The sequence below is a fragment of the Pseudomonas oryzihabitans genome, from assembly GCF_024652905.1.
In the GTDB taxonomy this organism is placed as follows: Bacteria; Pseudomonadota; Gammaproteobacteria; order Pseudomonadales; family Pseudomonadaceae; genus Chryseomonas; species Chryseomonas benzopyrenica.
Genome location: NZ_CP102428.1, coordinates 2263471 through 2289910 on the forward strand (window position 1 = coordinate 2263471; position 26440 = coordinate 2289910).

The following is a 26440-nucleotide window of genomic DNA, read 5'->3' on the forward strand; positions in this document are numbered from 1 at the left end:
GCGCCTAAGGTAGCGCTGTCTCACCAGACACTACAAGCCTGGCGTGTCCTTCAGGAACACGTCGGCATTCGGCCTAACAAGATCGACAAGAACTGGAAGCCGCTCCCTTTTTCATTTTTCGGGGTAGCGCTGTCTCCAGACCGGAGGTGACGATGAACACTCCCATTCCCGCGCTCGTGGTCATGGGCGTCGCAGGCTGTGGCAAGAGCAGCGTCGGCGCGGCCATCGCCGAGCAGGACGGTGGCCGCCTGATCGAAGGTGACGCCTTCCACCCCGCCGCCAACATCACCAAGATGAGCGCCGGCATTCCCCTCGACGATGAAGATCGTGCTGGCTGGCTGACCCGCCTCGGTGAGGAACTGGCTGCTGCCGTGGCCGCGGGCGAACGTCCCGTACTCACCTGTTCCGCGCTCAAGCGCCGCTATCGCGACCAGCTGCGCCAGGCCGTGCCCGGTCTCGGTTTCGTCTTTCTCGAACTGACCCGCGAGACCGCGGCCCAGCGCGTCGCCAATCGTCCAGGGCACTTCATGCCCGCCAGCCTGATCGACAGCCAGTTCGCCGCCCTGGAAGCACCCCACGGTGAACCGGCTACGCTGGTAGTGGACGCCCGCGATCCGCTGGCCGCCATCGGCACCCAGGTGTCGGCCTGGTGGACCACCTCGGCGCGCCTGGCCCAACCGGCCTGACGAGACAGCGCTATCCATTCCAACCCTTAGAGTCTGTTCAAAGTCTCGCGAGCTAGAGACAAACAAGGCGAAAAGGGCTGAGGAAGCGGAGTTTACGAAGGGTAAATGAGCATTCCGAAGCCCTTTTCAACGCAGTTTGGCCGACGCGCAGCAGACTTTGAATAGGCTCTTACAACGCCCACAACAACAATAGGAGAGGCACCATGTTCGGCATGGACCACAACAGCTTCCTTCTGCTCGACGCCCTGGTCACCATCATCGGCCTGGTGCTCTTGATCACCAAGTTCAAGGTCCATCCCTTCATCGCCCTGACCATCGCCTCGGGCTTTCTCGGCCTGACCTCCGGCATGCCGGTGGAAAAGGTCATGAAATCCTTCCAGGACGGCTTCGGCGGCGTGCTCGGCTTCGTCGGCATCCTGCTCGGCTTGGGCACCATGCTCGGCAAGCTGATGGCCGACTCCGGAGGTGCCGACCAGATCGCCCAGACGCTGATCCGCGCCTTCGGCATCAAGCGCGTGCACTGGGCGATGATGTTCGCCGCCTTCCTGGTGGGCATTCCGCTGTTCTTCGAGATCGGCTTCGTGCTGCTGGCGCCCCTGGTGTTCATCGTCGCCCGCCGTACCGGGTTGTCGCTGGTCAAGCTGGGCATCCCACTGCTGGCCGGCCTGTCCGCCGTGCACGGCCTGGTGCCGCCGCACCCGGGTCCGCTGCTGGCGGTCGGGGTGTTCGGTGCCGACATCGGCAAGACCATCTTCTATGGCCTGCTGGTCGGCCTGCCCACCGCCATGATCGCCGGTCCCATCTTCGGTGCCTGGATCTCCAAGCGCATACCCGGTTCGGCCAACGCCGAGCTGGTCGCCCAGATCGCCCAGGAGACCGACAACCGCAATCTGCCGGGCTTCGGCATCACCGTGTTCACCGTGTTGCTGCCGGTGATCCTGATGCTGCTCAAGGCCTTCGCCGACATCTTCTTCGCCGCCGACAACCACTTCCGCATCTGGATGGACTTCATCGGCCACCCCATCACCGCCCTCCTCGCCGCCCTGCTGCTGAGCTTCTACAGCTTCGGCACCGCCTGCGGCTTCTCCCGCGAGAAGATCGTCAAGCTGCTCGACCAGAGTCTGGCCCCGGTGGCGGCCATTGTGCTGATCGTTGGCGCCGGCGGTGGCTTCAAGCAGATGCTGGTGGCCAGCGGCGTGGGTGAGGTGATCGGCAACCTGGCGGTGCAGACCCAGATCTCGCCGATCCTGCTGACCTGGCTGGTGGCGGCGGTGATCCGCGTGGCCACCGGTTCCGCCACCGTGGCGACCATCACCGGTGCCGGCATCGTCGCCCCCGTGGTGGCGCTGGTGCCCGGCGTGAACAAGGAACTGCTGGTGCTGGCCGCCGGCGCCGGTTCGGTGATCCTCTCCCACGTAAACGACGCTGGCTTCTGGTTGGTAAAGCAATACTTCAACATGACCGTGGCCGAGACCTTCAAGACCTGGTCGATGATGGAAACCATCCTCTCGGTGGTGGCCCTGGCCTTCATCATGCTGCTGTCGCTGTTCGTCTGAGCCCGCAGAGCCTGTTCCAAGGCTCGCGAGCTAGAGCCAAACAAGGCGAAAATGGCTGAGGAAGCGGAGTTTACGTAGGGTAAATGAGCATTCCGAAGCCATTTTCAACGCAGATTGGCCGACGCGCAGCAGCTTTGGAGCAGGCTCTCAAACAGGGACGGCCCCCGGCCGTCCCGCCTCCACCACGAAGCTCGCCCGGGTGCCGCGCCTGGCATCCGGGCGGGTTCGGTCACTGATGGTGCGCAGGTCCACCTGCAACCTCTCCCGCGTCAGCTCCAGGGCCAGATAGCCGCGCTGCCGACTGTCGAAGAAGCGCACCTGGGGATTCTCCGGCAACAACGCCTGGAAACGTTGGTAGTCCGGGCCGTCCGAGGTGATGGACGTGCCGACGAATTCGCTCGCCACCACCGGACTCCGCTCGTCTTCCGGATCGCGGTGCAGATCCGTGACCCAGAACGAATGGATATCGCCGCCCAGGGTTACCGGATTGGCCAGGCGACTGTCGGCCATGGCCGCGAGCAGCCGCTCGCGGGTAGCCGGATAGCCATCCCAGCCATCGGTCCAGCGCGCCGGATCGCCATGGGGCAGACGTTGGCGCAAGGGGGCCAGCAAGAGATCCTGGGCGACCAGATTCCAATGGGTGGCATTGTGCCGAAAGCCATCCAGCAGCCAGCCCTCCTGCGCCTGCCCGAGCATGCTGCGCGCGGTATCGCGCAGGCCCGGGCAGTCCGGGGCGACCAGATGACCACCGCGGGTCCTGGCCATGGCGCAGGCCGGCTCGCTGCGGTACTGGCGGCCATCGAGCAGGTGGATCTCGGCCAGGTCGCCAAAGCGCCACCGGTCATAGAGGCGCAACGCTGTGCCCTGGGTGCGCCAGCTGCGCAGGGGTACGTGCTCGCGAAAGGCCTGGTAGGCCGCCTGCCGTCGCGCGGCGAAGGCGGCCAGGCTGACCTGAGGATCCGCCGACCAGGGACCGGAATAGTCGTTCTGCACCTCGTGGTCGTCCCAGGTGATGACACTGGTGACCTTGGCGTGCAGGTACTGCAGATCGGGATCGGTGCGGTACAGGGCATGGCGCCGCCGGTAGCTGGCGAGGTCCCGGGCCTCCGGCAGGCCGTGTCGGCGTACCGTCGGCAGGTGCAGGGGTACGTTGCCCTCATAGAGGTAGTCGCCCAGGAAGAGCGCCAGATCTGGCTGTTCGTCGGCCATATGCCGGTAGGCACTGAAGAAGCCTTTTTCATAGTGGGAACAGGAGGCAGCCACCAGCTTGAGACGCTGCGGCGCGCTGGCCGAAGGCGGCAAGGTGGTGGCCTGGCCGATCCGACTCCGATGTCCCAGGGCGGTGAAGCGGTACCAGTAGGGGCGCCCCGGGAGCAGATCCACCAGGGTGATCGCCAGGCTGAAAGCCGCCTGAGGCCGCGCCTGGGCCATGCCGCGCTGCACTACCTGGCGCAGCCCCGGATCCAAGGCGACCTCCCACTGCACCTCGACCGGGCTGCGCAGACCGCCCAGGCCATCTGCGGCCAAGGGATCAGGTGCCAGCCGTGTCCAGATGACGAAGCCATCAACGGCAGGATCGCCACTGGCAACGCCCAGGGTGAAAGGATCGGCTTGCGGTTCGCGAGCGCTGCAACCGGCGAACCAGGGCGCGCTCAGACCCAGGCCGAGCAGGCCCAGCGCTTGACGTCTCGAGGTGCTCATCCAGGCCTCCGCGAAAAGAGGCCAGGGTGGCTCAGGCAGGTGACAACAGGATGTCGCCGACCTCAGGCCAGCGGCAATTCTTCCAGGATCATGATCTGCGGCGCCTCGCTGAGCAGGCCCTCGAGATCGCTCAGCAGTTGTTTGAAGTGCGCGGTTTCTTCGTGCTCGGCGAGGGCTTCGCGACTGGCCCAACGCTCGATGAAGACATAGCGCCCCTCATGGCTCGGATCGCGATGCGGGGTATAGAAGTGGCAGGCGGGTTCGGCGCGGGAAGGCGCGACGATGGCGCGCATCGCGTTTTCGACGGCTGCAGCCTGGCCAGGCTTGGCCTGCAGAATGGCGACGATGCGGATTTCACTGGTCATGCGGGAGACTCCGAAAAGGGTGTTTCAGCATGCCGCCTGGACACCCCAAACACTACGGGGCCGATCACCCGGCCCCGGCCACGATGGCTTACTGCTTGGCTTTGACGATCTTGTCGATCACCGCGTTGCTGCGCTTGATCAGCACGTAGTCGGAACCAATCTTCACCCATTGGCTGTCTTCGCCCGGCTGTTCCAGTCCGTGCTTCTTCCAGTCCTTGATCACGTACTCATCGCGGATGTACTTGCGTGGCGCCCGGCCACCCTCTTCGAGTTCAAAGGTAGGATGATCAGGGTCGTGGGTGACAGCCTCGTCGCTCTGATTGGCATCCTTCTTGTTGACCTTGTTCTGGTACTGCGCGTTGGTGGGCTCCGAAGCCGCCTTGTCGGCGGCCGGCTTGGTCGGCGTCATGGACTCGGGCGCGGCCTGGACCTGCAGGGCACCTGCCAGGACGACGGTACCCAGAGCCAGGGAGAGCAGCGATTGCTTGATCATGGGGGTGTTTCTCCTCTGCGTTCGAGGTTTTGACCCCGCGCTCAGCGGAAAAGCTCCACGACTACCTGCGGACGCACCGTTGGCCTTACCAGCGTTCGTCCCGATCGGTCCTGCAGGATCAGCCCCCACCCTTGGCTATCGTTCACATCCTTCATGCAACGAATCCCTGGTGGCGACGACAGCTGGCGAAACCGTCTCATCTCGACGCTGGCAGTCTGGCTGGCAGGTGCCAGCGATTCCTCGACCTTTATCGGTAAGCCAGGGCTGGCGAGCCTTGCAGCACCTCAGGCAGAGTAGCCCACCTCTTTTCCGGACGCGCGCACTCATGGAACGCTGGAAGATTCTCGCCGGCCTGGTGAGCTTCACCTTCTTCATGGAAAACCTGGACGCCACCGTGATCGCCACGGCCCTGCCGCAGATGGCCCTGTCCTTCGGCCGTGATCCGGTGGACCTCAACCTGGGCATCAGCGCCTATCTGCTGGCCATCGCCGTGGGTATCCCGGTGAGCGGCTGGATCGCCGAGCGCTTCGGTCCGCGACCGGTCTTTACCCTGGCCATCGGCGTCTTCACCCTGGCCTCGCTGCTGTGCGGGATAGCCCAGTCCCTGGAGCAATTCATCGCCGCGCGCATCCTTCAGGGGCTCGGCGGCGCCCTCATGGTCCCCGTGGGCCGCCTGGTGGTGCTGCAGGTGACGGAGAAGCACGAACTGGTGCGGGCCATCGCCCTCATTACCTGGCCCGGCCTGGTGGCGCCCGTGCTCGGTCCGCCCCTGGGTGGCCTGATCACTACCTATGCCGACTGGCGCTGGATCTTCTACCTCAACCTGCCATTGGGCTTGATCGCCCTGGTGCTGGCCTGGCGCCTGGTGCCGGCCGACATCCCCACTCAGCGGCATCCGCTGGACTGGCGCGGTTTCCTGCTGCTGGGCGGGGCCTGTGTGGCCTTCATGTGGGGCGTGGAGCGCCTCGGCCAGAATCAGGGCAGCCTGGGTAGCAACCTGGCCTGGATGGGGATAGGACTGATCCTCGGCACCAAGGCGGTGCGCCACATGAGCGGAATCGAACGCCCACTGATCGATTTTGGCACACTGCGGATTCCCACCTACCGCGCCGCCATCCTCGGTGGCGGCCTGTTCCGCGTCACCATCGCTACGGCGCCCTTCCTGCTGCCCCTGATGTTCCAGCTGGCCTTTGGCCTGGATGCCTTCCAGGCCGGCCTGCTGCTCCTCGCGCTGTTCGCCGGCAACCTGGCGGCCAAGCCCTTCACCACCGCCGCCATGCGCCGCTTCGGCCTGCGCACCATCCTGACCCTGAACGGCCTGCTCAGCGCGATCAGCCTGCTGGCATGCGGGCTGCTCACCCCCGGCTGGCCGCTACCGCTGATCTTGCTCTTGCTGTTCTGCAGCGGGGTGTTCCGCTCACTGCAATTCACCGCCAGCAATGCCCTGGCCTTCGCCGACATCCCCAAGGACCGCCTGGGGCATGCCTCCACCCTCTTCAGCACCAATTTCCAGCTGGCCATGGGCCTGGGCGTGGCCATCGCCGCCCTGTTGCTACGCGCCTCGATGGAGTGGCACGGCCATTTCGACCCGCAATTGGCAGACTTTCGGCTAGCCTTTTGCATCGTGGCCGTGCTCGGCATCCTGAGCACCCTGGATGCCTTCCGCCTGGCCCGCAATGCCGGCGATTCGGTCAGCGGCCATACCTCTGGAAGTTGACCAACCGGACAGTGCTCGACGCCATGCCGATTGGGGGGTAGGTCCTAGCGTCTTACCCGTGTTTACCGACCTGTTATGATGCGCGCCTTTTTCCGATCAGACCGGCGCGCACGAGGCATCCCATGCTGGAAAGACTCTTCCAACTCAAGGCCCACAACACCTCTGTCCGCACCGAACTGCTGGCTGGGGTCACCACCTTTCTGGCCATGGCCTACATCCTGTTCGTCAACCCGAGCATCCTCGGCGCCACCGGCATGGACAAGGGCGCGATCTTCGTCGCCACCTGCCTGGCCGCCGCCATCGGCTCGGCACTCATGGGACTGATCGCCAACTACCCCATCGCCCTCGCCCCGGGCATGGGCCTCAATGCCTTCTTCACCTACACCGTGGTCCTGCATCTGGGCCATACCTGGCAGGTGGCGCTGGGCGCGGTGTTCCTCTCGGCGCTGATGTTCTTCCTGCTGTCGATCTTCCGCATCCGCGAATGGATCATCAACAGCATCCCGCTCCCGCTGCGCTCGGGCATCGCCGCCGGCATCGGCCTGTTCCTGGCGCTGATCGCCCTGCAGACCGCCGGCATCGTGGTGGGTAATCCGGCGACCCTGGTGGGCCTGGGCGACCTGTCCAAACCCGGTCCGCTGCTGGCCATCCTCGGCTTCTTCCTGATCGTCGTACTCGAGGCGCGCAAGGTCACCGGCGCGGTGCTGATCGGCATCCTGGTAGTCACCGTGATCGCCATCGCCCTGGGCGTCAGCGCCTTCGGCGGCCTGGTCTCCATGCCGCCGTCGCTGGCACCGACCTTCCTGCAGCTGGACATCCGGGGGGCCCTGGACGTCGGCCTGATCAGCGTCATCTTCGCCTTCCTGTTCGTCGACCTGTTCGACAACTCCGGCACCCTGATCGGCGTGGCCAAGCGCGCCGGCCTGATGGGCAAGGACGGCCATCTGCCGAAGATGGGCCGCGCCCTGATCGCCGACAGCTCCGCCGCCATGTTCGGCTCGCTGCTGGGCACCTCCACCACCACCAGCTACATCGAATCGGCCGCGGGCGTTTCCGCCGGGGGTCGTACCGGCCTCACCGCCGTGGTGGTCGCGGTGCTGTTCCTGCTGGCGCTGTTCTTCGCTCCCCTAGCCGGTAGCGTACCGGCCTTCGCCACCGCCCCGGCGCTGTTCTTTATCGCCGTGCTGATGACCTCGGGCCTGGCCGAGATCGAGTGGGACGACCTGACCACCGCCGCCCCGGTGCTGGTCACCGCCCTGGCCATGCCGCTGACCTATTCCATCGCCAACGGCATCGCCTTCGGCTTCATCACCTGGACGGTCATCAAGCTGCTGTCCGGCCGTACCCGCGAGCTGAATTCGGCGCTGATCGTGCTGTCGATCCTGTTCGTCATCAAGCTGGGCTGGTTCAACGCCTGACCCGCCACCCTCGGGGCCCTGGCCCCGAGGGTTTCCCCGCCTTATCGTCTCTCCGGATCTACCATGTCCCAGCCTTCCTTCGCCCCCGCCGACTACCAGACCCAACTCGATGCCAAGGCCGGTCGCCTGCGCGACCTGCTGGCGCCCTTCCAGGCGCCCGAGCCGGAGGTCTTCGCCTCGCCGCTGCAGCACTACCGACTGCGCGCCGAATTCCGCCTGTGGCGGGAGAACGAAGAGCGCCACTACGCCATGTTCGCCCCGGGCGACAAGCACACGCCGATCCTCATCGAGGACTTCCCCATCGCCAGCCAGCGCATCAACGACCTGATGCCCCGACTCAAGGCCGGCTGGCAGGCGGACGTGGCGCTGTCGTTCAAGCTGTTCCAGGTGGAATTCCTCACCACCCTGAGCGGCGATGCGCTGATCACCCTGGCCTACCACCGCCCACTGGACGCCGCCTGGCAGGCCGCCGCCGAGCGTCTGGCCGCCGAGCTGGGCGTCAGCCTGATCGGTCGCTCCCGTGGCCAGCGCCTGGTGATCGGGCGTGACCATGTGATCGAGGAGCTGGAGGTGGCCGGCAAGACCTATAGCTATCTGCAACCCGAGGGCGGCTTCACCCAGCCCAATGGCACCGTCAACGGGAAGATGCTGACCTGGGCCCATACCGCCCTGGGCGAGCGCGACGACGATCTGCTGGAACTCTATTGCGGCAACGGCAACTTCACCCTGCCGCTGGCCAGCCGGGTCCGCAAGGTACTGGCCACCGAGGTGAGCAAGACCTCGGTCAATGCCGCCCTGCACAACCTGGCCAGCAATGGCGTGGACAACGTCAGCCTGGTGCGCCTCTCCGCCGAGGAACTGACCCAGGCGCTGAACGAGGTCCGCCCCTTCCGGCGCCTGGCCGGCGTGGAGCTCAAGAGCTACGACTTCGGCACCGTCTTCGTCGACCCGCCGCGCGCCGGCATGGACCCGGACACCTGCGAACTGACCCGCCGCTTCGAACGCATCCTCTATATCTCCTGCAATCCCGAAACCCTGGCCGAGAACATCGCCCAGCTGCAGGACACCCACCGCATCACCCGCTGCGCCCTGTTCGACCAGTTCCCCTGGACGCACCATATGGAAAGTGGGGTGCTGCTAGAGCGACGTTGATACGCCCGCGTGGAAAAGGTTGCGCCGTTTTCCACCCTACGCCGGGGCTGAGCGCCCCTCTCCCTCGGGAAGAGGGCTGGGGTGAGGGAGGCTACTGAGCCGTAGGTTGGGCTGAGACGGCTCCACCGTCGAAGCCCAACAGCCAGGCACCCTTGTTGGGCTTCGCTGCGCTCAACCCAACCTACAAAAGCCCACCATGACGCCCCCTCTCCCCGCGGGAGAGGGCTGGGGTGAGGGAGACCGAGCCGTAGGTTGGGCTGAGACAGCTCCACTGTCGAAGCCCAACAGCCAAGCCCCCCTGTTGGGCTTCGCTTTGCTCAGCCCAACCTACAAGAGCCCACCATGACGCCCCTTCTCCCTTGGGATAGGAGACCGAGCCGTAGGTTGGGCTGAGACGGCTCCATCGTCGAAGCCCAACAGCCAAGCCACCTGTTGGGCTTCGCTTTGCTCAGCCCAACCTACCAGGGCCCACCATGACGCCCCCTCTCCCTCGGGGAGAGGCCGGGGTGAGGGAGGCCCTACTCGTGAAACTCCGCCACCGTCTCGCGCCGGCCATAGAGAAAGGCGTCGGCCACGTGGCGCAGCGGGGCCACGTCCACGTCGGAGCGGTTCTGGGCGACCAGCTCGGCGAAGCGGGCATAGAGGCCGGCGTATTCCCGGTCGGGGCCCTGGTGGGTCAGCTGGCCGTCCAGGTACAGCTCGCTGCCGCCCTTGCTCAGGGTCAGGCGACCGGCATCGGTGTCGACGTGGATGTCCCAGGTCTGGGGCCCGGTCTGCAGGAAGTCGAAGTCGGCGGCGATGGGCACGCCGGCGCTGTCGACGAAGGCCAGTTGCGCGGCCACCGGGGTCTGGCAGTTGCCGGGGACTTGCAGCGTCGCCTCCTTGAGAAAGAACGGCCGCGGCAGGAGGGCGGTGACGATGGACAGAGCATTGATGCCCGGATCGAAGACGCCCATGCCGCCCGGTTCCCAGATCCAGGCCTGACCGGGATGCCAGACGCGCACGTCTTCCTTCCACTCGACGCGCACCGCCTGGATGCGTTTGCCTTCCAGCCATTCGCGGGCCGGCTGCACGCCCTGGGCATAGCGCGAATGCCAGGTGGCGAACAGCGACAGCCCCGCCGCCTCGGCCTGGCGGGCCAGGGCGTCCACTTCGCTCAGGGTCGCGCCCGGCGGCTTCTCCAGCATCACGTGCTTGCCGGCGGCCAGGGCCTCGCGGGCCTGTTCGTAACGCACCGCTGCTGGCGCGCAGAGCGATACGGCGTCGATGGCCGGGCCGTCTTCGAGCAGGGCGCTCAGGCTGGGATAGTGGGCGACGCCGTCGAGCTGGGCGTTGCGGCTGGCCACGGCGACCAGCTCGTAGTCCGGATTAGCGGCGAGTGCCGGCAGGTGCTGGTCACGGGCGATCTTGCCCAAACCGACGATGGCTATTCTTATCATGATCGTCCTCGGTAGACGGTAGGAGTCCGCCGCCTAGGATCGGGTAATCATCACACCAAAGCAACAGCTTCGCGGTCGGTCTGCAGGCTCTCGCGCAACTCCAGCCAGCTGCGCAGATTGGCGCCCTCGCGGCCCTTGCGCCACATCAGCCAGGTGGTGGCCTGGGCGAAGCGCGCCTGGATCGGGTGACGCTGCACCCGCTCGCGGCCGGGCAGGCTGTCGAGCATGGATTCCGGCATCAGCGCCACCCCGCCGGTGATCACGCAGGCCAGCATGCTGTGGTAGGACTCGATCTCCATAACTGGGCCGCTGGGCACCCCCGCCGCGGCGTACCAGGTGTCCAGGTAGCGTCTATAAGAGCAACCGGCGCGAAAGCCGAACACCGGACGCCCGGCCACGTCGGCCGGTGAGCGCACCGGGCCGAGTTCCAGCCCGGTGATCAGTACCAGGCGTTCCTCGAACCAGGGCTGGCCCTCCAGCGCCACATCGGGCGCCGGGCCGTCCACCAGGGCGGCGTCCAGGCGACCGGCCAGCAGGCCTTCCACCAGTTCGCCGCTGGGGCCGCTGTGCACCTGCAGATTCACCTTGGGATAGCGCTGGTGATAGCGCGCCAGCAGCCCTGGCAGATGGATGGCCGCGGTGCTGAACATGGACCCCAGGACGAAGGTACCGGCCGGCTCGCCGCCCTGCACCGCGCTGCGTGCCTCGTCGGCCAGGGCGAACAGGCGATGGGCGTAGTCCAGCAGCCGGTGGCCGGCGGCGGTCAGGTGCAGCCGCTGGCGTTCGCGTAGGAACAGCTCCACCCCCAGCTTGTCTTCCAGCTGGCGCAGGCGCGTGGAGAGATTGGAGGGCACCCGGTTGAGCCGCTCGGCGGCCCGTACCAGCGAGCCCTCCTCAGCCACCGCCTGGAAGATGCGTAATTCGGCGAATTCCATACCTTTCTCTTTAGCTGAACATCTATTTCTCTATTATTCGTTTTTATTGATTAACTTCAAGGCCTAGGCTGTCAGCATCCACCTGTTACCGGAGCCTTTTCGATGACCGCCACTACCCGCCTGCTGGCCTGCCTGCTGGCCCTGGCCACCGCCATGGGCATCGGCCGCTTCGCCCTGACCCCCGCCCTGCCCCACCTGATCGCCGAGGGTCAGATCGACCTCACCGGCGCCAGTCTGCTGGCCGCGGCCAACTACCTGGGCTATCTGCTCGGGGCCCTGGACGCCCTCTTCGCCCGTCGCACCCATGCGCGCCTGGTCGGAGGCCTCTGGCTCTGCGCCGGCCTGACCCTGGCCTCCCTGCTGGCCGATGGCCTGGCCGCCCAGGCGCTGCTGCGCTTCGGCACCGGCCTGGCCAGTGCCTGGGTGCTGGTGATGGTGACCGGTCTGAGCCAGCCCCTGGCCGCCGAGGCCGGACGGCCACGCCTGGGCGCTCTGGTCTTTACCGGTCCCGGGGTCGGCATCCTCATCAGCGGCCTGATGGCCCTGGTCAGCAATCGCTTAGGTGGCGATTCCAACCAGCTGTGGCTGAGCTACGGCCTGCTCGCCAGCGTGGCCACCCTGGCACTGCTGCCGCTGCTGCCACGGCGCGGCCCCGCCACCCCGCTGCCTACCACCGCCGCGGCGCCGACCAAGCGCTCGCCGGCCTTCAACCGCCTGATCCTGGCCTATGGCCTGGTGGGCGTCGGCTACATCCTGCCGGCGACATTCCTCTCGCAGATGGCCGCCAGCCGCTTCCACGGCCAGTGGCAGGCCGACTTCTTCTGGCCCGGCTATGGCCTGGCGGCAGCCCTGGGCGTGGTACTGGTGAGCCTGCGTCGCCCGGGCACCGATACCCGCCGCTGGCTGATCGCCACCCTCTGGCTGCAGGCCGCGGGTGTGCTGCTCTGCCTCCTGCCGGGCAGCCTGGCGCTGTTCCTCGGGGTGCTGCTCTGTGGCGGCCCCTTCCTCGCCTGCATGCAGCTGGCGATGCAGTACGGCCGCGAGCTGGCACCGGCCACGCCGCAACGCAACGCCGGGGTACTGACCGCCAGCTTCGCCAGCGGCCAGTTGCTCGGTCCCTTGCTCGGCGCGGTGAGCAGTCACTTTGCCGGCGACCTGCAACCGGCCTTGGTGATCGCCGCCCTGGGCCTGCTGTTCGCCGGGCTGCACCTGCGCCGCGCCAGGGCGTCGCTACAACGCTGCCTCGCCTGAATCGTTTCCGCTGCGGCCATTCGTCACAGAAGTAAAACTGGGTGGTTCCTTGTTTTGAAATGTTTCGCCGTTCCTGAGTACAGTGACCGCCGCGCCTCATAGAGGAGGCGCTTCAGGCGCTCGCCATCCACCCTACAAGGAATACAACACTCATGATGAAGGCCTCCGATCTGGTCGTTCGCTGCTTGGAAAACGAGGGTGTGGAATACATCTTCGGCATTCCCGGCGAAGAGAACCTGGACCTGCTGGAATCCCTGCGTCGCTCCTCGCAGATCAAGCTGATCCTGACTCGCCACGAGCAGTCCGCCGGCTTCATGGCCGCCACCTACGGCCGCTTCACCGGCAAGACCGGTGTCTGCCTCTCCACCCTCGGTCCAGGCGCCACCAACCTGGTCACCGCCGGCGCCTATGCCTACCTGGGCGGCATGCCGATGCTGATGCTGACCGGCCAGAAGCCGATCAAGAAATCCAAGCAGGGTCGTTTCCAGATTCTCGACGTGTGCCGCATGATGGCGCCGCTCACCAAGTACACCCACCAGTTCGCCTCCGCCGACAACATCCCGTCGCGCATCCGCGAGGCCTTCCGCCTCGCCGAGGAAGAAAAGCCCGGCTCCGTGCACCTGGAACTGCCGGAAGACATCGCCGACGAGCACACCGAAAGCCTGCCGGTACCGCCGAGCCTGAGCCGTCGTCCGGTCGCCGAGGCCAAGGCCATCGCCGCCGCCGTCTCCAAGCTGGAAAACGCCCGCAGCCCGGTGCTGGTATTGGGCGCCGGCGCCAACCGCAAGATGACCGCGCGGGTGCTGCGTCAGCTGATCGAGAAGACCGGCATCCCCTTCGTCACCACCCAGCTGGGCAAGGGCGTGGTCGACGAGCGCCACCCGCGCTTCCTGGGCAACGCCGCCCTCTCCGCCGGTGACTTCGTGCACCGCGCCCTGGAGTCCGCCGACCTCATCGTCAACATTGGCCACGATGTGATCGAGAAGCCGCCGTTCTTCATGACCCGCGGCGGCACCGAGGTCATCCACATCAACTTCCGCTCCGCCGAAGTCGATCCGGTGTACTTCCCCCAGGTCGAGGTGGTCGGCGACATCGCCAACGCCATCTGGGAGATCAAGGAGCGCATCGAGGTCCAGCCCACCTGGGACTTCGACCGCCTGCTGACCATCCGCGAAGCCAACGAGGCCCATGTCGCCGAAGGCGCCACCGATGACCGCTTCCCGGTCTACCCCCAGCGCCTGGTGGCCGATCTGCGCAACGTGCTGCCGTCCGACGGCATCGTCGCCCTGGACAACGGCATCTACAAGATCTGGTTCGCCCGCAACTACAAGGCCTACATGCCCAACACGGTGCTGCTGGACAACGCCCTGGCCACCATGGGCGCCGGCCTGCCGTCGGCCATGGCCGCACGCCTGGTCCATCCCAACACCCCCATCGTGGCGGTGTGCGGCGACGGCGGCTTCATGATGAACAGCCAGGAACTGGAAACCGCGGTACGTCTGAAGATGAACCTGGTGGTCATCATCCTGCGCGACGACGGCTACGGCATGATCCGCTGGAAGCAAGCGCAGATGGGCTTCGAGGACTTCGGCCTGGACTACGGCAACCCGGACTTCGTCCGCTACGCCGAAAGCTACGGCGCTCAGGGCCATCGCGTGGACAGCGCGGCGGCCTTCGCCCCGCTGGTGCAGCACTGCCTGGACACCCCTGGCGTCCACGTCATCGACTGCCCGGTGGACTACTCCGAGAACGACCGCATCTTGCACCAGGACATCAAGGAGCGCAGCGCGGCGGTCTGATTGAGTAGGTCAGTCAGGTAAGGGAACGCCCCGGCCATGAGGTCGGGGCGTTTTTGCTTGGGCCCACGACGGCGTCCCGAACGCCTCGCCGCGCCAGCCCACCCAGGTCGTCGCCACGGGCAAGCGTCTTGGTAATTGCCATGAAGGGAGGCGTCTTATCAGGCTTTCAGCACGCCTTACCTGTGAAAAAGGACGACTTTTCCTTGTATTTAGTCAAACTATTCAGCAAGTTTTATCAATAAAATCAAAAAGATACGATGTGAGATCTCTACCAGAACAGGCCGCATATCCCGGTAATTGTGCAGCCTATCGCTTGGCTTTAAACCTTCCAGCAATCGCACCTCTATTAAGGAGACCTTAAGCACCGTCGTGGCTGTACCCCCTCATCCGCTGCTTTCCTCGGCGCGGGACCGCAATCGTCTGATTGCCCGTCCGCGCCTGCAGGCGGCAGGGCGAGGTCAGGTCTTGCCCAAGGCGCCTAGGGGAATACCCGTGGTTACTCGCACAAGATGCCAAGCGCCCTTCGCGCCCACCGGCCCTGCCGGTAGCTGACGAAACAGAGGCTGCCGTAACCCTCAAGAAGACGCTGGCCCCGCGGCCGGCGTCATCCAGAGCTCCGCTATCCAGGTAGTCCAAATGCAGCAAAATGGCTGGAATGTATTAAGCAATCTCACCGTCAGGGCCAAGCTGGCCCTCGGCTTCGCTCTGCTCATCGGCATGATCCTGCTGGTGGCCTACACCGGCTGGTCGGCCACCGATACCTTGCGCGATCGCAGCGAACGCATGAACGACATCGCCGGTTACAGCACCGTGGCCCGTGACATGCGCATCGAGCGACTGGTGTACTTCACCAAGGCCGATGATGCCCAGGCGGCCAAGTGGCTCGCCGCCCTGGAAAAGACCGAAGCCCAGTTGCACGGCATCGCTCCACATTTCAAATCTCCGATTAATCAGACCCTGCTCGACGAGGCGGACAACACCCTCAAGCGTTATCGCGACTTCTACGATCAGACGATCACCGCCACCCGCGAGCGGGAAGCCATCCGCAAGGTCGCCAGCGCCGCGGCCGAGGCCGCCAACACCCATCTGCTCACCCTGGCTGAAGCGGCGAACGGCGAGACCGGTCGCCCCGCCGATCGCCAGCAGCTGGCGGCGCTCTTCATTGGCGTGCAGCGGATGCGAGTGGATTTCCGTGGCTATGCCACTGCACCCGGCAAGGACAGCGAACAGAAAGCACGCGACTCCGTCAACGCCGCGCTCTCCCAGGCCAAGGCGCTCGGCGCCACGGCTCTGCCGGCCGAGACCGTGCAGAAGTTGCTCGGTGAAATCTCCGGCTACGGGCAGCGCCTCGAACAACTGGTGGCGGCGCAGGCGCAGGTGGACCAGGCTCAGGGCGGCATCACCACCACCATCACCACCCTGCTCTCCATCGCCGACAAGCTCACCGCCATCCAGCAGGAATTCCGCGCGGCCGACGTGGCCAATGCCCGCCAGTTGCTGTTGATCTGGCTGGCAATCGCCATCGCCATGGGCCTGGCCTGTGCCTGGCTGATCACCCGTTCCATCGTCAAACCCTTGCAGGACACCGTGGCGCTGGCCGAAATGGTCGCCAGCGGCGACTTCACCCATCAGCAGCAGGTCACCCGCAAGGATGAACTGGGCGCCCTGCAGACCAGCATGCAGCGCATGACCGGCAACCTGCGGCGTCTCATTGGCGAGGTGCGTGACGGTGTCGTCCAGGTAGCCAGCGCTGCCGAGCAGTTGTCGGCGGTCACCGAGCAGACCAGCGCTGGCGTGCAGTCGCAAAAGGTCGAGACCGACCAGATCGCCACCGCCATGCAGGAAATGACCGCCACCACCCACGAGGTGGCGCGCAACGCTGGCGAAGCGGCCAAGTCCGCGCTGGACGCCAGTCGCCAGGCCCAGCAAGGCGATCAATCGGTCAGCAAGGCAATCGACCAGATCGAGCTGCTGGCCCGGGAAATGGCGTCGACCAAGGCGGCCATGGCCACCCTCCGTGGCCACGCCGACAGCATTGGCGGCGTACTCGACGTGATCAAGGCGGTGGCCGAGCAGACCAACCTGCTGGCGCTCAATGCCGCCATCGAAGCCGCCCGCGCAGGCGAGGCGGGACGTGGCTTCGCCGTGGTCGCCGACGAGGTCCGCGGCCTGGCCCAGCGTACCCGCTCCTCGACGGACGAGATCGCCCAGCTCATCACCGGTCTGCACCAGAGCACCGACCGCATGGCGACGGTGCTCGACCATAACGTGCAGTTGACCGACAGCAGCGTCGGCCTGTCCCGCGAGGCGGGCGAGATGCTCAAGCGCATCACCCAGTCGGTGAAAGACATCGAGTCGATGAACGAACAGATCGCCTGCGCGGCCGAGCAGCAGAGTTCGGCCGGCGAAGAGATCAGCCGCAACGTCACCAACGTCCGCGACATCTCCGACCAGACCGCCGCCGCCAGCGAGGAGACGGCCTCGTCGAGCATGGAGCTCGCCCGTATCGGTGTGCGCCTGCAGGAGATGACGACACGCTTCAAGGTGTGATCCTGGCGGGCGCTCCTTCCCCTCACCCGGTCCTCTCCCCAAGGGAGAGGGAGCGCCTGGGATGGACTTCCAGCAGGAAGGAAAACGCGGCACAAAAGGTAGGTTGGGCTGAGCTCAGCGAAGCCCAACGCCAGTTAGCTGAACACTGGGCCGCTGGGCTTCGACGGTGGAGCCGTCGCAACCCAACCTACGACCGGATCTCCCTCACCCCATCCTCGCCTCTTCCAGCAGCCAGCGTTCGAAACTTGCGAGCGCGGAATCGATTTCCGTCGTGGGACGGGTGACCAGCACATAGCGTTCACGCAGCTCCGGCAGGACCGGCCAGGGCGCCTGGAGTCGGCCGGCGGCCAGATCCTCCTCGATGTAGTGCTCAGGTACCAGGGCCATGCCGAAGCCGGCCTTGGCGGCCTCGATCAGCAGCGAGTAGCGATCATAGGTAGGACCAACCGCCTGGGCGCCCAGGGGTAACCCGGTGAGCGTGGCATAACGGGCCCAGCTGTGCGGACTCTCCAGCTTGTGCAGGAGCGGCAGGCTGGCCGGAGGATTGCCCGCCAGACGTGGATGACAGACCGCGACCAGCTGCGTCTCGAACAACGGCTGCACCCGCAGACCGTGCCAGACCGGATGGTCATAGTTGATCGCGGCGTGCAGTCCGCTGTCTTCCAGGGCGAAGGGCTGCGTCCGCTCGCGCAGATTGACCTCGATGTCCGGATGGCGCGCCTGGAAGCGCGCCAGCATCGGGATCAGCCAGCGACCCGCCAGGGTCGGAATGACGCCGATCTCCAGCGCGGTGGTGCCGCGGGCCTGGGCGACCAGTTGCCGCGTGTGGCGTTCGATGTCGGCAAGGGCCGTGCGCATGTGCGCGGCATAGCGGGCTCCGGCAGCGGAAAGCTCGACGCGATTGCCGATCCGCAGAAACAGTCTGACGCCCAGTGCAGCCTCCAGCTTGGCGATCTGCCGGCTAATGGCGCCCTCGCTGAGCGACAACTCCTGCGCCGCCTTGGCGAAGCTGAGATGGCGGGCGGCCGCTTCCAGGGCCACCAGCGCCGTAGTACTGGGCAGGCGTCTAGTCATCAGCGGTCATCCTTGGCAGCGGGGCGCCCCAGGATGACGCCTGGGCAAGCTGCCTTGCAAAAAAATCCGTAACGCTCGCCCGCCAGCACCTCCTAGCATGACCAGACGATACCAGGGAGGCAGCAGCAGTGATGATGACGAGGACGTTCGCCTGGAACCGCATGGATCGGCTGCTGCTGGGCACGGGTCTGTTGATTCCGTTCTGGTTGACTATCGGCGTAGGGCTGACCGCCCTGGCGTATCCCGGTTACAGCCATGTCGATCATGCCCTGAGTCGGCTGGGGGCTGTCGATGCGCCCACTCAGGGATTTTCCGCCTGGCTCAACAACGTTCCTCTGGGGGTGCTGTTCGTGCTAGTCGCCCTGGGACTGGCCAGACGTTTTCGCACGTCGCGCCTGGCCGGGTTGAGCGCGGCCCTGATCCTGCTCCACGGCCTGGCGAGCTTCGCCACCGGGCTGTTCCCCTGCGACCAGGGCTGCGCCCCGCTGCAGCCCTCCGTTTCCCAGCAACTGCATAACCTGGCCGGCCTGGTGATGTTCCTGTCGCTGACCCTGGCGAGCGCGCTCTGGGCGTGGCTCGGCAAGCGGTTGCTGGCCTCGCCCGGCCTGGCTGCCTTCTCGGCGATCTGTACCCTGCTGGCCCTGGTCACCGCGGGCATGATGGCGAGCGCGGTCGCCGATGGCCAAGGCTTCGGGCTCTACCAGCGCCTCAACTATGCCGTGGGCGTCGCCTGGCTCGCCGTCCTGAGCGGAATGGCCAGGCGCAGCCCAGGTGGCCGGCCGTGACCGACAAGCCGCCTGAAACCGCTCAGGCATGGACGGTCAGGGCGACGAGTCGGGCGACCAGAGGCCGTACCAGCAACACGCAGACGAAGGCGGACGGCATGGCCACCTGATAGGCATTCATCACATTCCTGAAGTAGTCGGCGTCGAAGCCGAACTCCGCCAGGGTGATCACCAGGCACATCAGCAGGGCCATGATGGTCGACATATAGAGAGCGAAGACATAGGGCGTCGCTCGCTTGGGAAAGCGTGGCTTTATGGAAGTAGCGGGACTGATCGGCTTCATCGGGTTGCCTCGGGTCAAGGAATCGAGGCCAAGCTTACAAGGGCGAGTCTCTGCCGGTAGCCTTCCCTGCCTTGGTTCACTATAAACAAAGATCAACGAATCCTTCGGCAGGGATCCCATGGACATCCTGGGCTTGATCAGTACCTACATCAGGGTCGTGGAAGCCGGCAGCATCGCCGGCGCCGCTCGCGCGCAGGGCCTGAGCGCGGCCGCAGTGAGCCAGAGCATCGCTCGTCTGGAGGCACATCTGGGCGTACGGCTGCTGTCGCGGACCACGCGCCGTCTCGCCATGACCGAAAGCGGCGCCCGCTATTTCGAGAAAGTCCGGCACATCCCCCAGGACGTCGAGATCGCCGCCCACCTGGCTACCCTGGCCAGCGAGCCGCAGGGATCGCTGCGGATAGCCACCACCGCCGCCTTTGGCCGCCACCTGCTCGCGCCGCTGCTGCCGGCGTTCAAACAGACCTATCCGGGCATCGACATCGAATTGATCGGCAGCGACCGGCGCCTGGATCATCGCCTGGAACAGATCGATGTCAGCCTGAGGATCAAGGCGCAGCTGAGCGACAGCCTGGTCGCTCGCCGGATCGCTTCTCGTGCCTTTGTGTTCTGCGCCGCGCCCGCCTATCTCGAACAGGCCGGCACACCCCGCACCCCGGAAGAGCTGCAGCAGCACGCCTGCCTGCTGTTTCGCTATCCCACCGATGGACGCTATTTGCCCTGGCGCTTCGTGCGCGCGGGTCAGATCTTCGAGGCGGCTACCCGCCCTGGCTTCGTCTGCGACGACATCGACATGATCGCCCAGCTCGCCGTAAACGGGGGCGGCATCGCGCGCCTGGCGGACTTCGTCGCCCTGCCGCTGATCGAGCGGGGCCAGCTGGTGTCGCTGTTCGACGCCCAGAGCCAAGACGCCACCGCCGCGCAGTCGGAGCCGATGGACATCTATGCCTGCGTTTCCGAGCGTTCCGCGCTGAGCGGCAAGGTTCGCGCCTTCATCGACTTTCTCGAACAGGCCCTGCAATCTGATTCCTGACAGGCGAAGGCCCTGGCCGCCGTAGCGACCAGGGCCTCTCTCTCAGAGGCGCAGTACCAGGGTGGTGATGTCAGTGTGGTGCAGCAGGTGGGACGTCTGACTGCCCAGCAGCAAGCGCCGGGCGGCGGAATGGCGGTAGGCGCCCATCACCAGCAGGTCGGCCCGAGAGGCCTGGACCCGCTCGGGAATCACCTCGGCCGGATGCCCTGCCACGAGGTGGATCGTCACCTCGCTGCCGCCGGTACGCAGGAGCTCCGCAGCGGCCTCCAGTTCGGCCACGCGCGCCGGCGTGGACTCACCGACCTGCAGGACCACGCCCTGCAGCCCTGCCAGCAACCCGCTCCTGGCGACCTCCAGCAGTCCCTGATGGGTAGCCTCGCTACCGTCATGGGCGAGCAGAAAGCGCTGGGGTTCGCGGAAGTCGGCGGCGCACACCAGGATAGGCTTGTGCAGTGTTCGCACCACGGTTTCCAGCTGGCTACCGATACCGCGGCGACCGGCGTGCTCGCCGCGCTTGCCGATCACCAGCAGGCTCATGTCCGCCTCCAGTTCACGCAGGGTATCCACCAGGTAGTCGTGCCGCTGGAGCGTGGCAGGCGCCGTGACCAGCCCGCTGTCCTGCAACCGTTCCACGGCCCCGGCCAACCGCGCCGCGCCATCGGCACGCGCCAGACGCGCGCGCTGCTCGTCCAGCCGCGCCAGTTCCTCGAGCAGGTGCTCGCGCGAACCGAGGCCTATGGTGCCGCTGGCATCGGGGGCGGTGGGATAGAGGCTGCGCTCCAGGACATGCAGCAAGGTGAGGGGCAGCTCCAGCCGTTGTGCCAGCCAGGCGCCATGGTCGCAGACGCTGGCTGTCAGCGGCGAACCGTCGAGGCAAGCGATGATGTCTTTCATGGGTCTGTTCTCCCTCTCAGTGGCCCAACAGCTGACTATCGGCCCCGGGTTTGTCGTGGATGCTAAAGCGGTCGACCAGGGTCGCGCTGGCCTGATCGAGGTCCAGGACCTGCACGGTCACGCCTTCCCGGCGATACCTGAGCACGACCTTGTCCAGGGCGGCGACGGCGGTGATGTCCCAGAACTGAGCCGCCCTGAGATCGATGCGTACCTCGTCCAGCACCTCCTTGAAATCGAAGGCCTCGATGAAGGCCGCGGTGGACGAGAAGAACACCTGGCCACGCACCTCGTAGACGCGAATGCCGGGCGCTTCCAGACGAGACGTCAGCGTCAGTTGGTGCCCCACCTTGTTGGCGAAGAACAGCGAAGCCAGCAGCACCCCGACCAGCACGCCGAGCGCCAGGTTGTGGGTGGCGACCACGACCACCACGGTGGCCACCATCACCAGGTTGGTGGAAAGCGGATGCCGCCGCAGATTGCGGATCGAATCCCAGCTGAAGGTGCCGATGGAGACCATGATCATCACCGCGACCAGGGCCGCCATGGGGATCCGGGCGAGCCAGTCACCGAGAAACACCACCATCAGCAGCAGGAAGACGCCGGCGCAGAGTGTTGACAGCCGGGTGCGTCCGCCGGATTTCATGTTGATCACCGACTGGCCGATCATGGCGCAGCCCGCCATGCCGCCCAGCAGGCCGGCGGCGATGTTGGCGATCCCCTGCCCTTTGCACTCGCGATTCTTGTCGCTGGGCGTATCGGTGATGTCGTCGACGATGGTGGCCGTCATCAGGGACTCCAGCAGCCCCACCACGGCCAGTGCCAGGGAGTAAGGCAAGATGATCAGCAGGGTGTCGAGCGTCAGCGGCACCTGGGGCCAGAGCAGCACTGGCAGGGTATCGGGCAGCTGTCCCATGTCACCCACCGTGCGGATGTCCAGCCCCAGGACGAGGGAGACGGCCGTCAGCACCAGGATGCACACCAGCGGCGAGGGCAGCAGTCTGCCCACCACCGGCAGCAGCGGGAACAGATAGATGATGCCCAGTCCGGCGGCGGTCATGGCGTAGACCTCCCAGCCGACATGGGTCAGCTCGGGCAACTGGGCCAGAAAGATCAGGATCGCCAGGGCATTGACGAAGCCCGTCACCACGGAACGGGACACGAAGCGCATCAGCGCACCCAGGCGCAGATAGCCAGCAGCGATCTGCAGCACCCCGGTCAACAGGGTCGCGGCCAGCAGATATTGCAGGCCGTGCTCCTTGACCAGGGTCACCATCAGCAGCGCCATGGCGCCGGTAGCCGCCGAGATCATGCCGGGGCGACCGCCGACGAAGGCGATCACCACGGCGATGCAGAAGGAGGCGTAGAGCCCCACCTTGGGATCGAGTCCGGCGATGATGGAAAAGGCGATGGCTTCGGGGATCAGCGCCAGGGCGACGACCAATCCGGACAGCACATCGTTCTTCACATTGGAAAACCAATGCGTCTTGAGGGTATTCAACATGGACAACTCGCACCTGTGCCTGACCCGTCGAGCGAGTGGCAGACGCCGGATCAGGCGTGAATTCCAGGGTTGGCAGCCGCCACGCCGCGGGCGCGACAGGACGGCAGACGTCCTTGCGTCAGCGAGCAAGGACGGGAGAGGTGCGAGCTATGGGGGACTGGGTTGCCAGTCGCGGGAGGGGCAATGCATACCCCAAAGGTATCACGAAAGAACGAGCGTTTGTAGACCGCACCTGCCGGTCTGGCCGGGCGTCAACCTGCCCTCACCGGCTTCCGCCGTCGCTGACGAGGTAGGTAGCCCGGTCGGTCCCACGCGGCAGCCGGTCCGGCGCCCGGGTGATCAAACCGATGTCCTTGGCCGCATCGTAGCCCAATCGTCGCCTGTTGCTTTCGGAGGACAGCAAGGTGGTGAGCTCCTCCGGGGTCAGCTTGAGGCAGCCCTTGTAGATCTCACGGAACTTGAGGTTCTCGCGCTCGACGTCCTCGAACGCCTGCTTGGCCTGATCCGGCTTCATGTAGCCGTTGACGGCGATGGCCGCCGCGGCCGGATGCAGGAGAAAGCTGGCGAGCGGCGCCGCGTAACGATCTTCGGCCGCGCAATAGATCATGGTGGCGGATGAATCCGTCGCGGCGGCGTCGATGGTATTGATGTGCAGCGGATAGTGGCGGATGAATTCGTAGGCGACATAGCCCGCCTCCATGCTGCCGCCAGGGCTGTTGAGATAGAGGTTGACGTTCTTGGTGGCGGGGTACTTGAGGGCGATGTCGCTCAGGGCGGCCAGCAGGGAACTGACCGAGCGATCGTTGATACCGCTGTTGAAGTACACCGACGCGGTGTCGGCGCTGGCCGCCGTGCCCTCGCCGCGGATGACGGCCATCTCGGCGGAGGCCTCCGGCAGACAGCCTGCGGCCAGCACGGCCAAGGCCCCGGCGGCCAACCGTTTAGCAACGCTCGAACGTCTCATCCCCTCTCGCTCCCAGGTCGGCAATCGGCCAAAGACCTGAAACGCTAGAGGGCGAGACTTAAGATCGGCTTAAGGCAGGACGGACTGCCTGGATCGCTGTGCGCTCAGTCCTTTTTCAGCAGTCCCGCCAGCCCCGCGAAGGGGTTGTGGGTCGCCTGGGCCACCTTGGGCGTGCTCAGGGAGCTGTCGCTGAAATACTGCTGATCGGTGTAGCGACTGTGCTCGTTGTCGTGGCAGTACAGGCAGAGCAATTCCCAGTTGGAGCCGTCCTGGGGATTGTTGTCGTGGTTGTGGTCCCGATGATGCACGGTCAGCTCGCTCAGGCGCTTGCCGGCGAATTCCCGGGCGCAGCGACCACAGACGTGGGGATACATCTTCAGCGCTTTTTCGCGATAGCCGCGTTCGCGCTCGCGCTGGGTCTCGGCGAGGATTCGATCCAGCTTCGAGGTATCGGTAGCCATGCTGCACCTGGGTGGTCGGGAGAGAGGCCCAGTATAGCCTGGGCCTGGCGCTCCCGGTGAGCGCTCGCCATAGGATCCGGCGGCCGATCGCCCGACCTCTTAATCTCAGGCTTAACCTTCCCGCCAGTGCCGCCATCGGTTTGCCGAAGCGCTGGCGAATGCCCTGCGCACGGATCGAACTGCCGCCCAGGCCGACGGCTTGGCAGCCCAGGCGCTGTCGCGCTGCATCTGCAAGCGCCCCACGTCCAGAGCCTGCTGGTGGGTTCATCGACACCGCCAGCCCAGCGGAGGCCGATGAATTGGCCAGGCACTTGGCGCAGCTGGAGCGCTGACAGCTTTTTATTCGCCCTCACCTTCACGGGCAGCAACCCTTCCTACGAATCGCGCCTGACCGCAAAAATGTTTATTGCGTCACATAAAACTTTTTCATGGACTACCGCTCCAACGCCAGGCTCAGACGCTCTGGCCTGCGGTTCTTGAACGAAAAAGCCATTTCCGGCGCTCGCTCCGCCACAGGGATGATCGAGCCGCGTCACCTGCGATACCTGTACCACCAGGAGTCACGCTTCCCCGCCGTCAACGCAAGACACGGATCAGTCGCGTTCCCCTCCGCTAGCTCGCCATAACCCCTAACCTTGCCCCCTGGGCGTGAGTCGACTACCTAGCGCTTGAGGTTTTCCCATGCTGCAACAGCTGACCATCTCGAACAAACTCAGACTCGGCTTCGGCGCGATCCTGGTCATCATCCTGGCGCTGATCCTGGCGGCCAGTCATGGCTTCACCCAAGTCAACCTGGCCGTCCGGCAGAACATCCACTCCTACCATGTGCTGCAGGATTCCGATGCCGCCCTGCTGGCCTTAGTCAACATGGAAACCGGCATGCGTGGCTTCGCCCTGACCGGCAAGGACGAGTTTCTCGAACCCCTGAACAAAGGCGAACAACAGTTCGCCGATCAGTTGCAGGACCTGACCCAGCTCACCCGCGACAATCCCGAGCAGCAGGCCGGTCTGGCCCAGCTGGGTCAGGCCAAGCAGCAATGGAACAACGAGTCCGTGCAGCAGATTCTGGCGCTACGCCGGCAGGTCAACGCCGGTACCCAGCCGCTGGATACCCTCACCGCCCGCATCGCCACCGCCCAGGACAAGGGCAAGATGGACGCGATGCGCGAATTGCTGGGGCAGATCAAGACCCGGGAGAATCGGCTGCTGGACAGCCGTACCCAGTCGATGGACGACGCCAAGCAGCAGGCCATGCTGATCCTGATCAGCGGTGGCATCCTCGCCGCGCTGCTGGCGCTGGGCATCGCCTGGTCGCTGTCGCGCACCATCGTGGGTCGACTGGCCCAGACCGTCGCCATCGCCCGGGCCATCGCCGCCGGCCGACTCGATTCGCCGATCCCTGCCGGCGGACGTGACGAGCTGGGTCAGCTGCTGACCGCCTTCGGCCAGATGCAGGACAGGCTGCGCGACATGATCCAGGGGATCAAGCAGGGCACCGACCAACTGGTCGCCGCCTCCCACAGCATCTCCGCCAACTCCCAGCAGCTGTCCACCGCCGCCCAGGAGCAATCCAGTGCCGCCTCCAGCATGGCGGCCACCGTGGAGCAGCTGACCGTGAGCATCAACCACGTGTCCGACAACGCTGGGGAAGCCCACGACCTCTCCAGCCAGTCGGGTCGCCTGGCCCAGGACGGCGGCCAGACCATCCAGGCCTCGGTGGACAGCATGAAATCCATCGCCGGCACGGTTCAGTCCTCGGCCACCCGCATCGGCGAACTGGGCGAGCACTCGGAACGGGTGTCGTCCATCGTCAGCGTGATCAAGGGCATCGCCGACCAGACCAACCTGCTGGCGCTCAACGCCGCCATCGAGGCGGCGCGGGCTGGCGAACAGGGGCGCGGCTTCGCCGTGGTGGCCGACGAGGTCCGCCAGCTGGCGCAACGCACCACCAACTCCACCCAGGAGATCGCCGCCATGATCGAGAAGATCCAGGCGGCGACCCAGGCGGCCATGAGCGACATGGAGGTGGGAGTGCGCCAGGTCAACGGCGGGGTCGATCTGGCCAATCAGGCCGGCGAGGCGGTGGTCAGCATCAACAATTCCTCGGACAAGGTGGTACGGGTGGTCAACCAGATCTCCCTGTCCCTGCGCGAACAGACCGCCGCCAGCCATGACGTCGCCCGCACCGTGGAGCGCCTGGCGCAGATGGCCCAGCAAAACAGCGAGGCCATCGACGAGACGGTCAAGACCGCCGTCTCCCTGGATGCCCTGGCCAATGACCTGAATCGGCAGATCGGCCAGTTTCGCTGCTAGCGCCAGGCCTCCCCCGCAGCCTGTCCCCTCGATCCCGGCACCTGGCCGGGATCGACTTGCCGAAACACTT

22 protein-coding genes and 1 pseudogene are annotated in these 26440 nt (G+C 65.7%); 12 read left to right on the top strand and 11 right to left on the bottom strand.

Annotated elements, in window-relative coordinates:
• The first annotated feature begins 152 nt into the window (after window positions 1–152).
• The gene (locus tag NRG74_RS10600; RefSeq protein ID WP_068385159.1) at window positions 153–686 is read left to right on the top strand and encodes a gluconokinase; all 534 of its coding nucleotides are present in this window, start codon (window positions 153–155) and stop codon (window positions 684–686) included.
• A gap of 203 nt (window positions 687–889) precedes the next feature.
• Complete coding sequence (locus tag NRG74_RS10605; protein WP_017638968.1) at window positions 890–2242, top strand: GntP family permease; 1353 nt, start codon at window positions 890–892, stop codon at window positions 2240–2242.
• A gap of 147 nt (window positions 2243–2389) precedes the next feature.
• On the opposite strand, the gene NRG74_RS10610 is transcribed toward NRG74_RS10605, so the two are convergent.
• From NRG74_RS10610 to NRG74_RS10620, 3 genes are all read right to left on the bottom strand, one after another.
• On the bottom strand, window positions 2390–3943 hold the full coding sequence (locus NRG74_RS10610; RefSeq protein ID WP_257706473.1) for an alkaline phosphatase D family protein: 1554 nt from the start codon (window positions 3941–3943) through the stop codon (window positions 2390–2392).
• Between the two features lie 62 nt (window positions 3944–4005).
• Window positions 4006–4308, bottom strand: a complete 303-nt coding sequence (locus tag NRG74_RS10615) for a putative quinol monooxygenase (RefSeq protein WP_017638970.1) — start codon at window positions 4306–4308, stop codon at window positions 4006–4008.
• Window positions 4309–4396: 88 nt separating this feature from the next.
• Complete coding sequence (locus NRG74_RS10620; RefSeq protein WP_017638971.1) at window positions 4397–4801, bottom strand: RcnB family protein; 405 nt, start codon at window positions 4799–4801, stop codon at window positions 4397–4399.
• Window positions 4802–5126: 325 nt separating this feature from the next.
• Here NRG74_RS10620 and NRG74_RS10625 point away from each other — a divergent pair, with 325 nt between their 5' ends.
• The 3 genes from NRG74_RS10625 (at window position 5127) to trmA (ending at window position 9088) form a co-directional block, all read left to right on the top strand.
• Window positions 5127–6518, top strand: a complete 1392-nt coding sequence (locus NRG74_RS10625) for an MFS transporter (RefSeq protein ID WP_257706474.1) — start codon at window positions 5127–5129, stop codon at window positions 6516–6518.
• A gap of 122 nt (window positions 6519–6640) precedes the next feature.
• Window positions 6641–7936 (top strand): NCS2 family permease, encoded by a 1296-nt coding sequence (locus tag NRG74_RS10630; RefSeq protein ID WP_027602630.1) that lies wholly within the window; start codon window positions 6641–6643, stop codon window positions 7934–7936.
• Window positions 7937–7999: 63 nt separating this feature from the next.
• A complete protein-coding gene (gene trmA / locus NRG74_RS10635; RefSeq protein WP_257706475.1) occupies window positions 8000–9088 on the top strand; it encodes a tRNA (uridine(54)-C5)-methyltransferase TrmA in 1089 nt (362 codons plus the stop codon).
• Between the two features lie 518 nt (window positions 9089–9606).
• Here the strand turns inward: trmA and NRG74_RS10640 are convergent.
• Window positions 9607–10527: a Gfo/Idh/MocA family protein gene (locus tag NRG74_RS10640; protein WP_257706476.1), complete on the bottom strand. Its 921-nt coding sequence runs from the start codon at window positions 10525–10527 to the stop codon at window positions 9607–9609.
• Window positions 10528–10577: 50 nt separating this feature from the next.
• Window positions 10578–11462: a putrescine utilization regulator PtrR gene (gene ptrR, locus NRG74_RS10645; protein WP_064306708.1), complete on the bottom strand. Its 885-nt coding sequence runs from the start codon at window positions 11460–11462 to the stop codon at window positions 10578–10580.
• A 102-nt stretch (window positions 11463–11564) separates the two neighbouring features.
• Between ptrR and NRG74_RS10650 the strand changes: the two genes are divergently transcribed.
• From NRG74_RS10650 to NRG74_RS24620, 4 genes and pseudogenes are all read left to right on the top strand, one after another.
• A complete protein-coding gene (locus NRG74_RS10650) occupies window positions 11565–12713 on the top strand; it encodes an MFS transporter (RefSeq protein WP_257706477.1) in 1149 nt (382 codons plus the stop codon).
• 152 nt (window positions 12714–12865) lie between these two features.
• Window positions 12866–14512 (top strand): acetolactate synthase large subunit, encoded by a 1647-nt coding sequence (locus NRG74_RS10655; RefSeq protein WP_064306709.1) that lies wholly within the window; start codon window positions 12866–12868, stop codon window positions 14510–14512.
• Between the two features lie 783 nt (window positions 14513–15295).
• Window positions 15296–16156: pseudogene (locus tag NRG74_RS24615) on the top strand (methyl-accepting chemotaxis protein); the annotation flags it as partial.
• A 201-nt stretch (window positions 16157–16357) separates the two neighbouring features.
• Entirely contained in the window at window positions 16358–17062 is a 705-nt protein-coding gene (locus NRG74_RS24620) for a methyl-accepting chemotaxis protein (RefSeq protein WP_437181188.1), read from the top strand.
• A gap of 204 nt (window positions 17063–17266) precedes the next feature.
• Here NRG74_RS24620 and NRG74_RS10665 read toward each other — a convergent pair whose 3' ends face one another.
• Window positions 17267–18136, bottom strand: a complete 870-nt coding sequence (locus NRG74_RS10665; RefSeq protein ID WP_064306710.1) for a LysR substrate-binding domain-containing protein — start codon at window positions 18134–18136, stop codon at window positions 17267–17269.
• A 131-nt stretch (window positions 18137–18267) separates the two neighbouring features.
• On the opposite strand from NRG74_RS10665, the gene NRG74_RS10670 reads away from it, so the two are divergent.
• The gene (locus NRG74_RS10670) at window positions 18268–18921 is read left to right on the top strand and encodes a DUF998 domain-containing protein (RefSeq protein WP_231893012.1); all 654 of its coding nucleotides are present in this window, start codon (window positions 18268–18270) and stop codon (window positions 18919–18921) included.
• 22 nt (window positions 18922–18943) lie between these two features.
• Here NRG74_RS10670 and NRG74_RS10675 read toward each other — a convergent pair whose 3' ends face one another.
• Window positions 18944–19204, bottom strand: coding sequence for a DUF2798 domain-containing protein (locus NRG74_RS10675; RefSeq protein ID WP_064306712.1), 261 nt, complete (start codon window positions 19202–19204; stop codon window positions 18944–18946).
• A 118-nt stretch (window positions 19205–19322) separates the two neighbouring features.
• Here NRG74_RS10675 and NRG74_RS10680 point away from each other — a divergent pair, with 118 nt between their 5' ends.
• Window positions 19323–20237, top strand: a complete 915-nt coding sequence (locus NRG74_RS10680) for a LysR family transcriptional regulator (protein ID WP_257706479.1) — start codon at window positions 19323–19325, stop codon at window positions 20235–20237.
• A gap of 42 nt (window positions 20238–20279) precedes the next feature.
• Here NRG74_RS10680 and NRG74_RS10685 read toward each other — a convergent pair whose 3' ends face one another.
• The 4 genes from NRG74_RS10685 to NRG74_RS10700 all read right to left on the bottom strand — a co-directional run bounded on the left by NRG74_RS10685 (window position 20280) and on the right by NRG74_RS10700 (window position 24057).
• A complete protein-coding gene (locus NRG74_RS10685; protein ID WP_257706480.1) occupies window positions 20280–21131 on the bottom strand; it encodes a universal stress protein in 852 nt (283 codons plus the stop codon).
• Window positions 21132–21147: 16 nt separating this feature from the next.
• On the bottom strand, window positions 21148–22632 hold the full coding sequence (locus NRG74_RS10690; RefSeq protein WP_257706481.1) for a SulP family inorganic anion transporter: 1485 nt from the start codon (window positions 22630–22632) through the stop codon (window positions 21148–21150).
• A gap of 262 nt (window positions 22633–22894) precedes the next feature.
• Entirely contained in the window at window positions 22895–23548 is a 654-nt protein-coding gene (locus NRG74_RS10695; RefSeq protein WP_257706582.1) for an ATP-dependent Clp protease proteolytic subunit, read from the bottom strand.
• A gap of 152 nt (window positions 23549–23700) precedes the next feature.
• Window positions 23701–24057: a YajD family HNH nuclease gene (locus NRG74_RS10700; RefSeq protein ID WP_017638989.1), complete on the bottom strand. Its 357-nt coding sequence runs from the start codon at window positions 24055–24057 to the stop codon at window positions 23701–23703.
• Window positions 24058–24738: 681 nt separating this feature from the next.
• Here NRG74_RS10700 and NRG74_RS10705 point away from each other — a divergent pair.
• Window positions 24739–26370: a methyl-accepting chemotaxis protein gene (locus tag NRG74_RS10705; protein ID WP_257706482.1), complete on the top strand. Its 1632-nt coding sequence runs from the start codon at window positions 24739–24741 to the stop codon at window positions 26368–26370.
• Window positions 26371–26440: the final 70 nt, after the last annotated feature.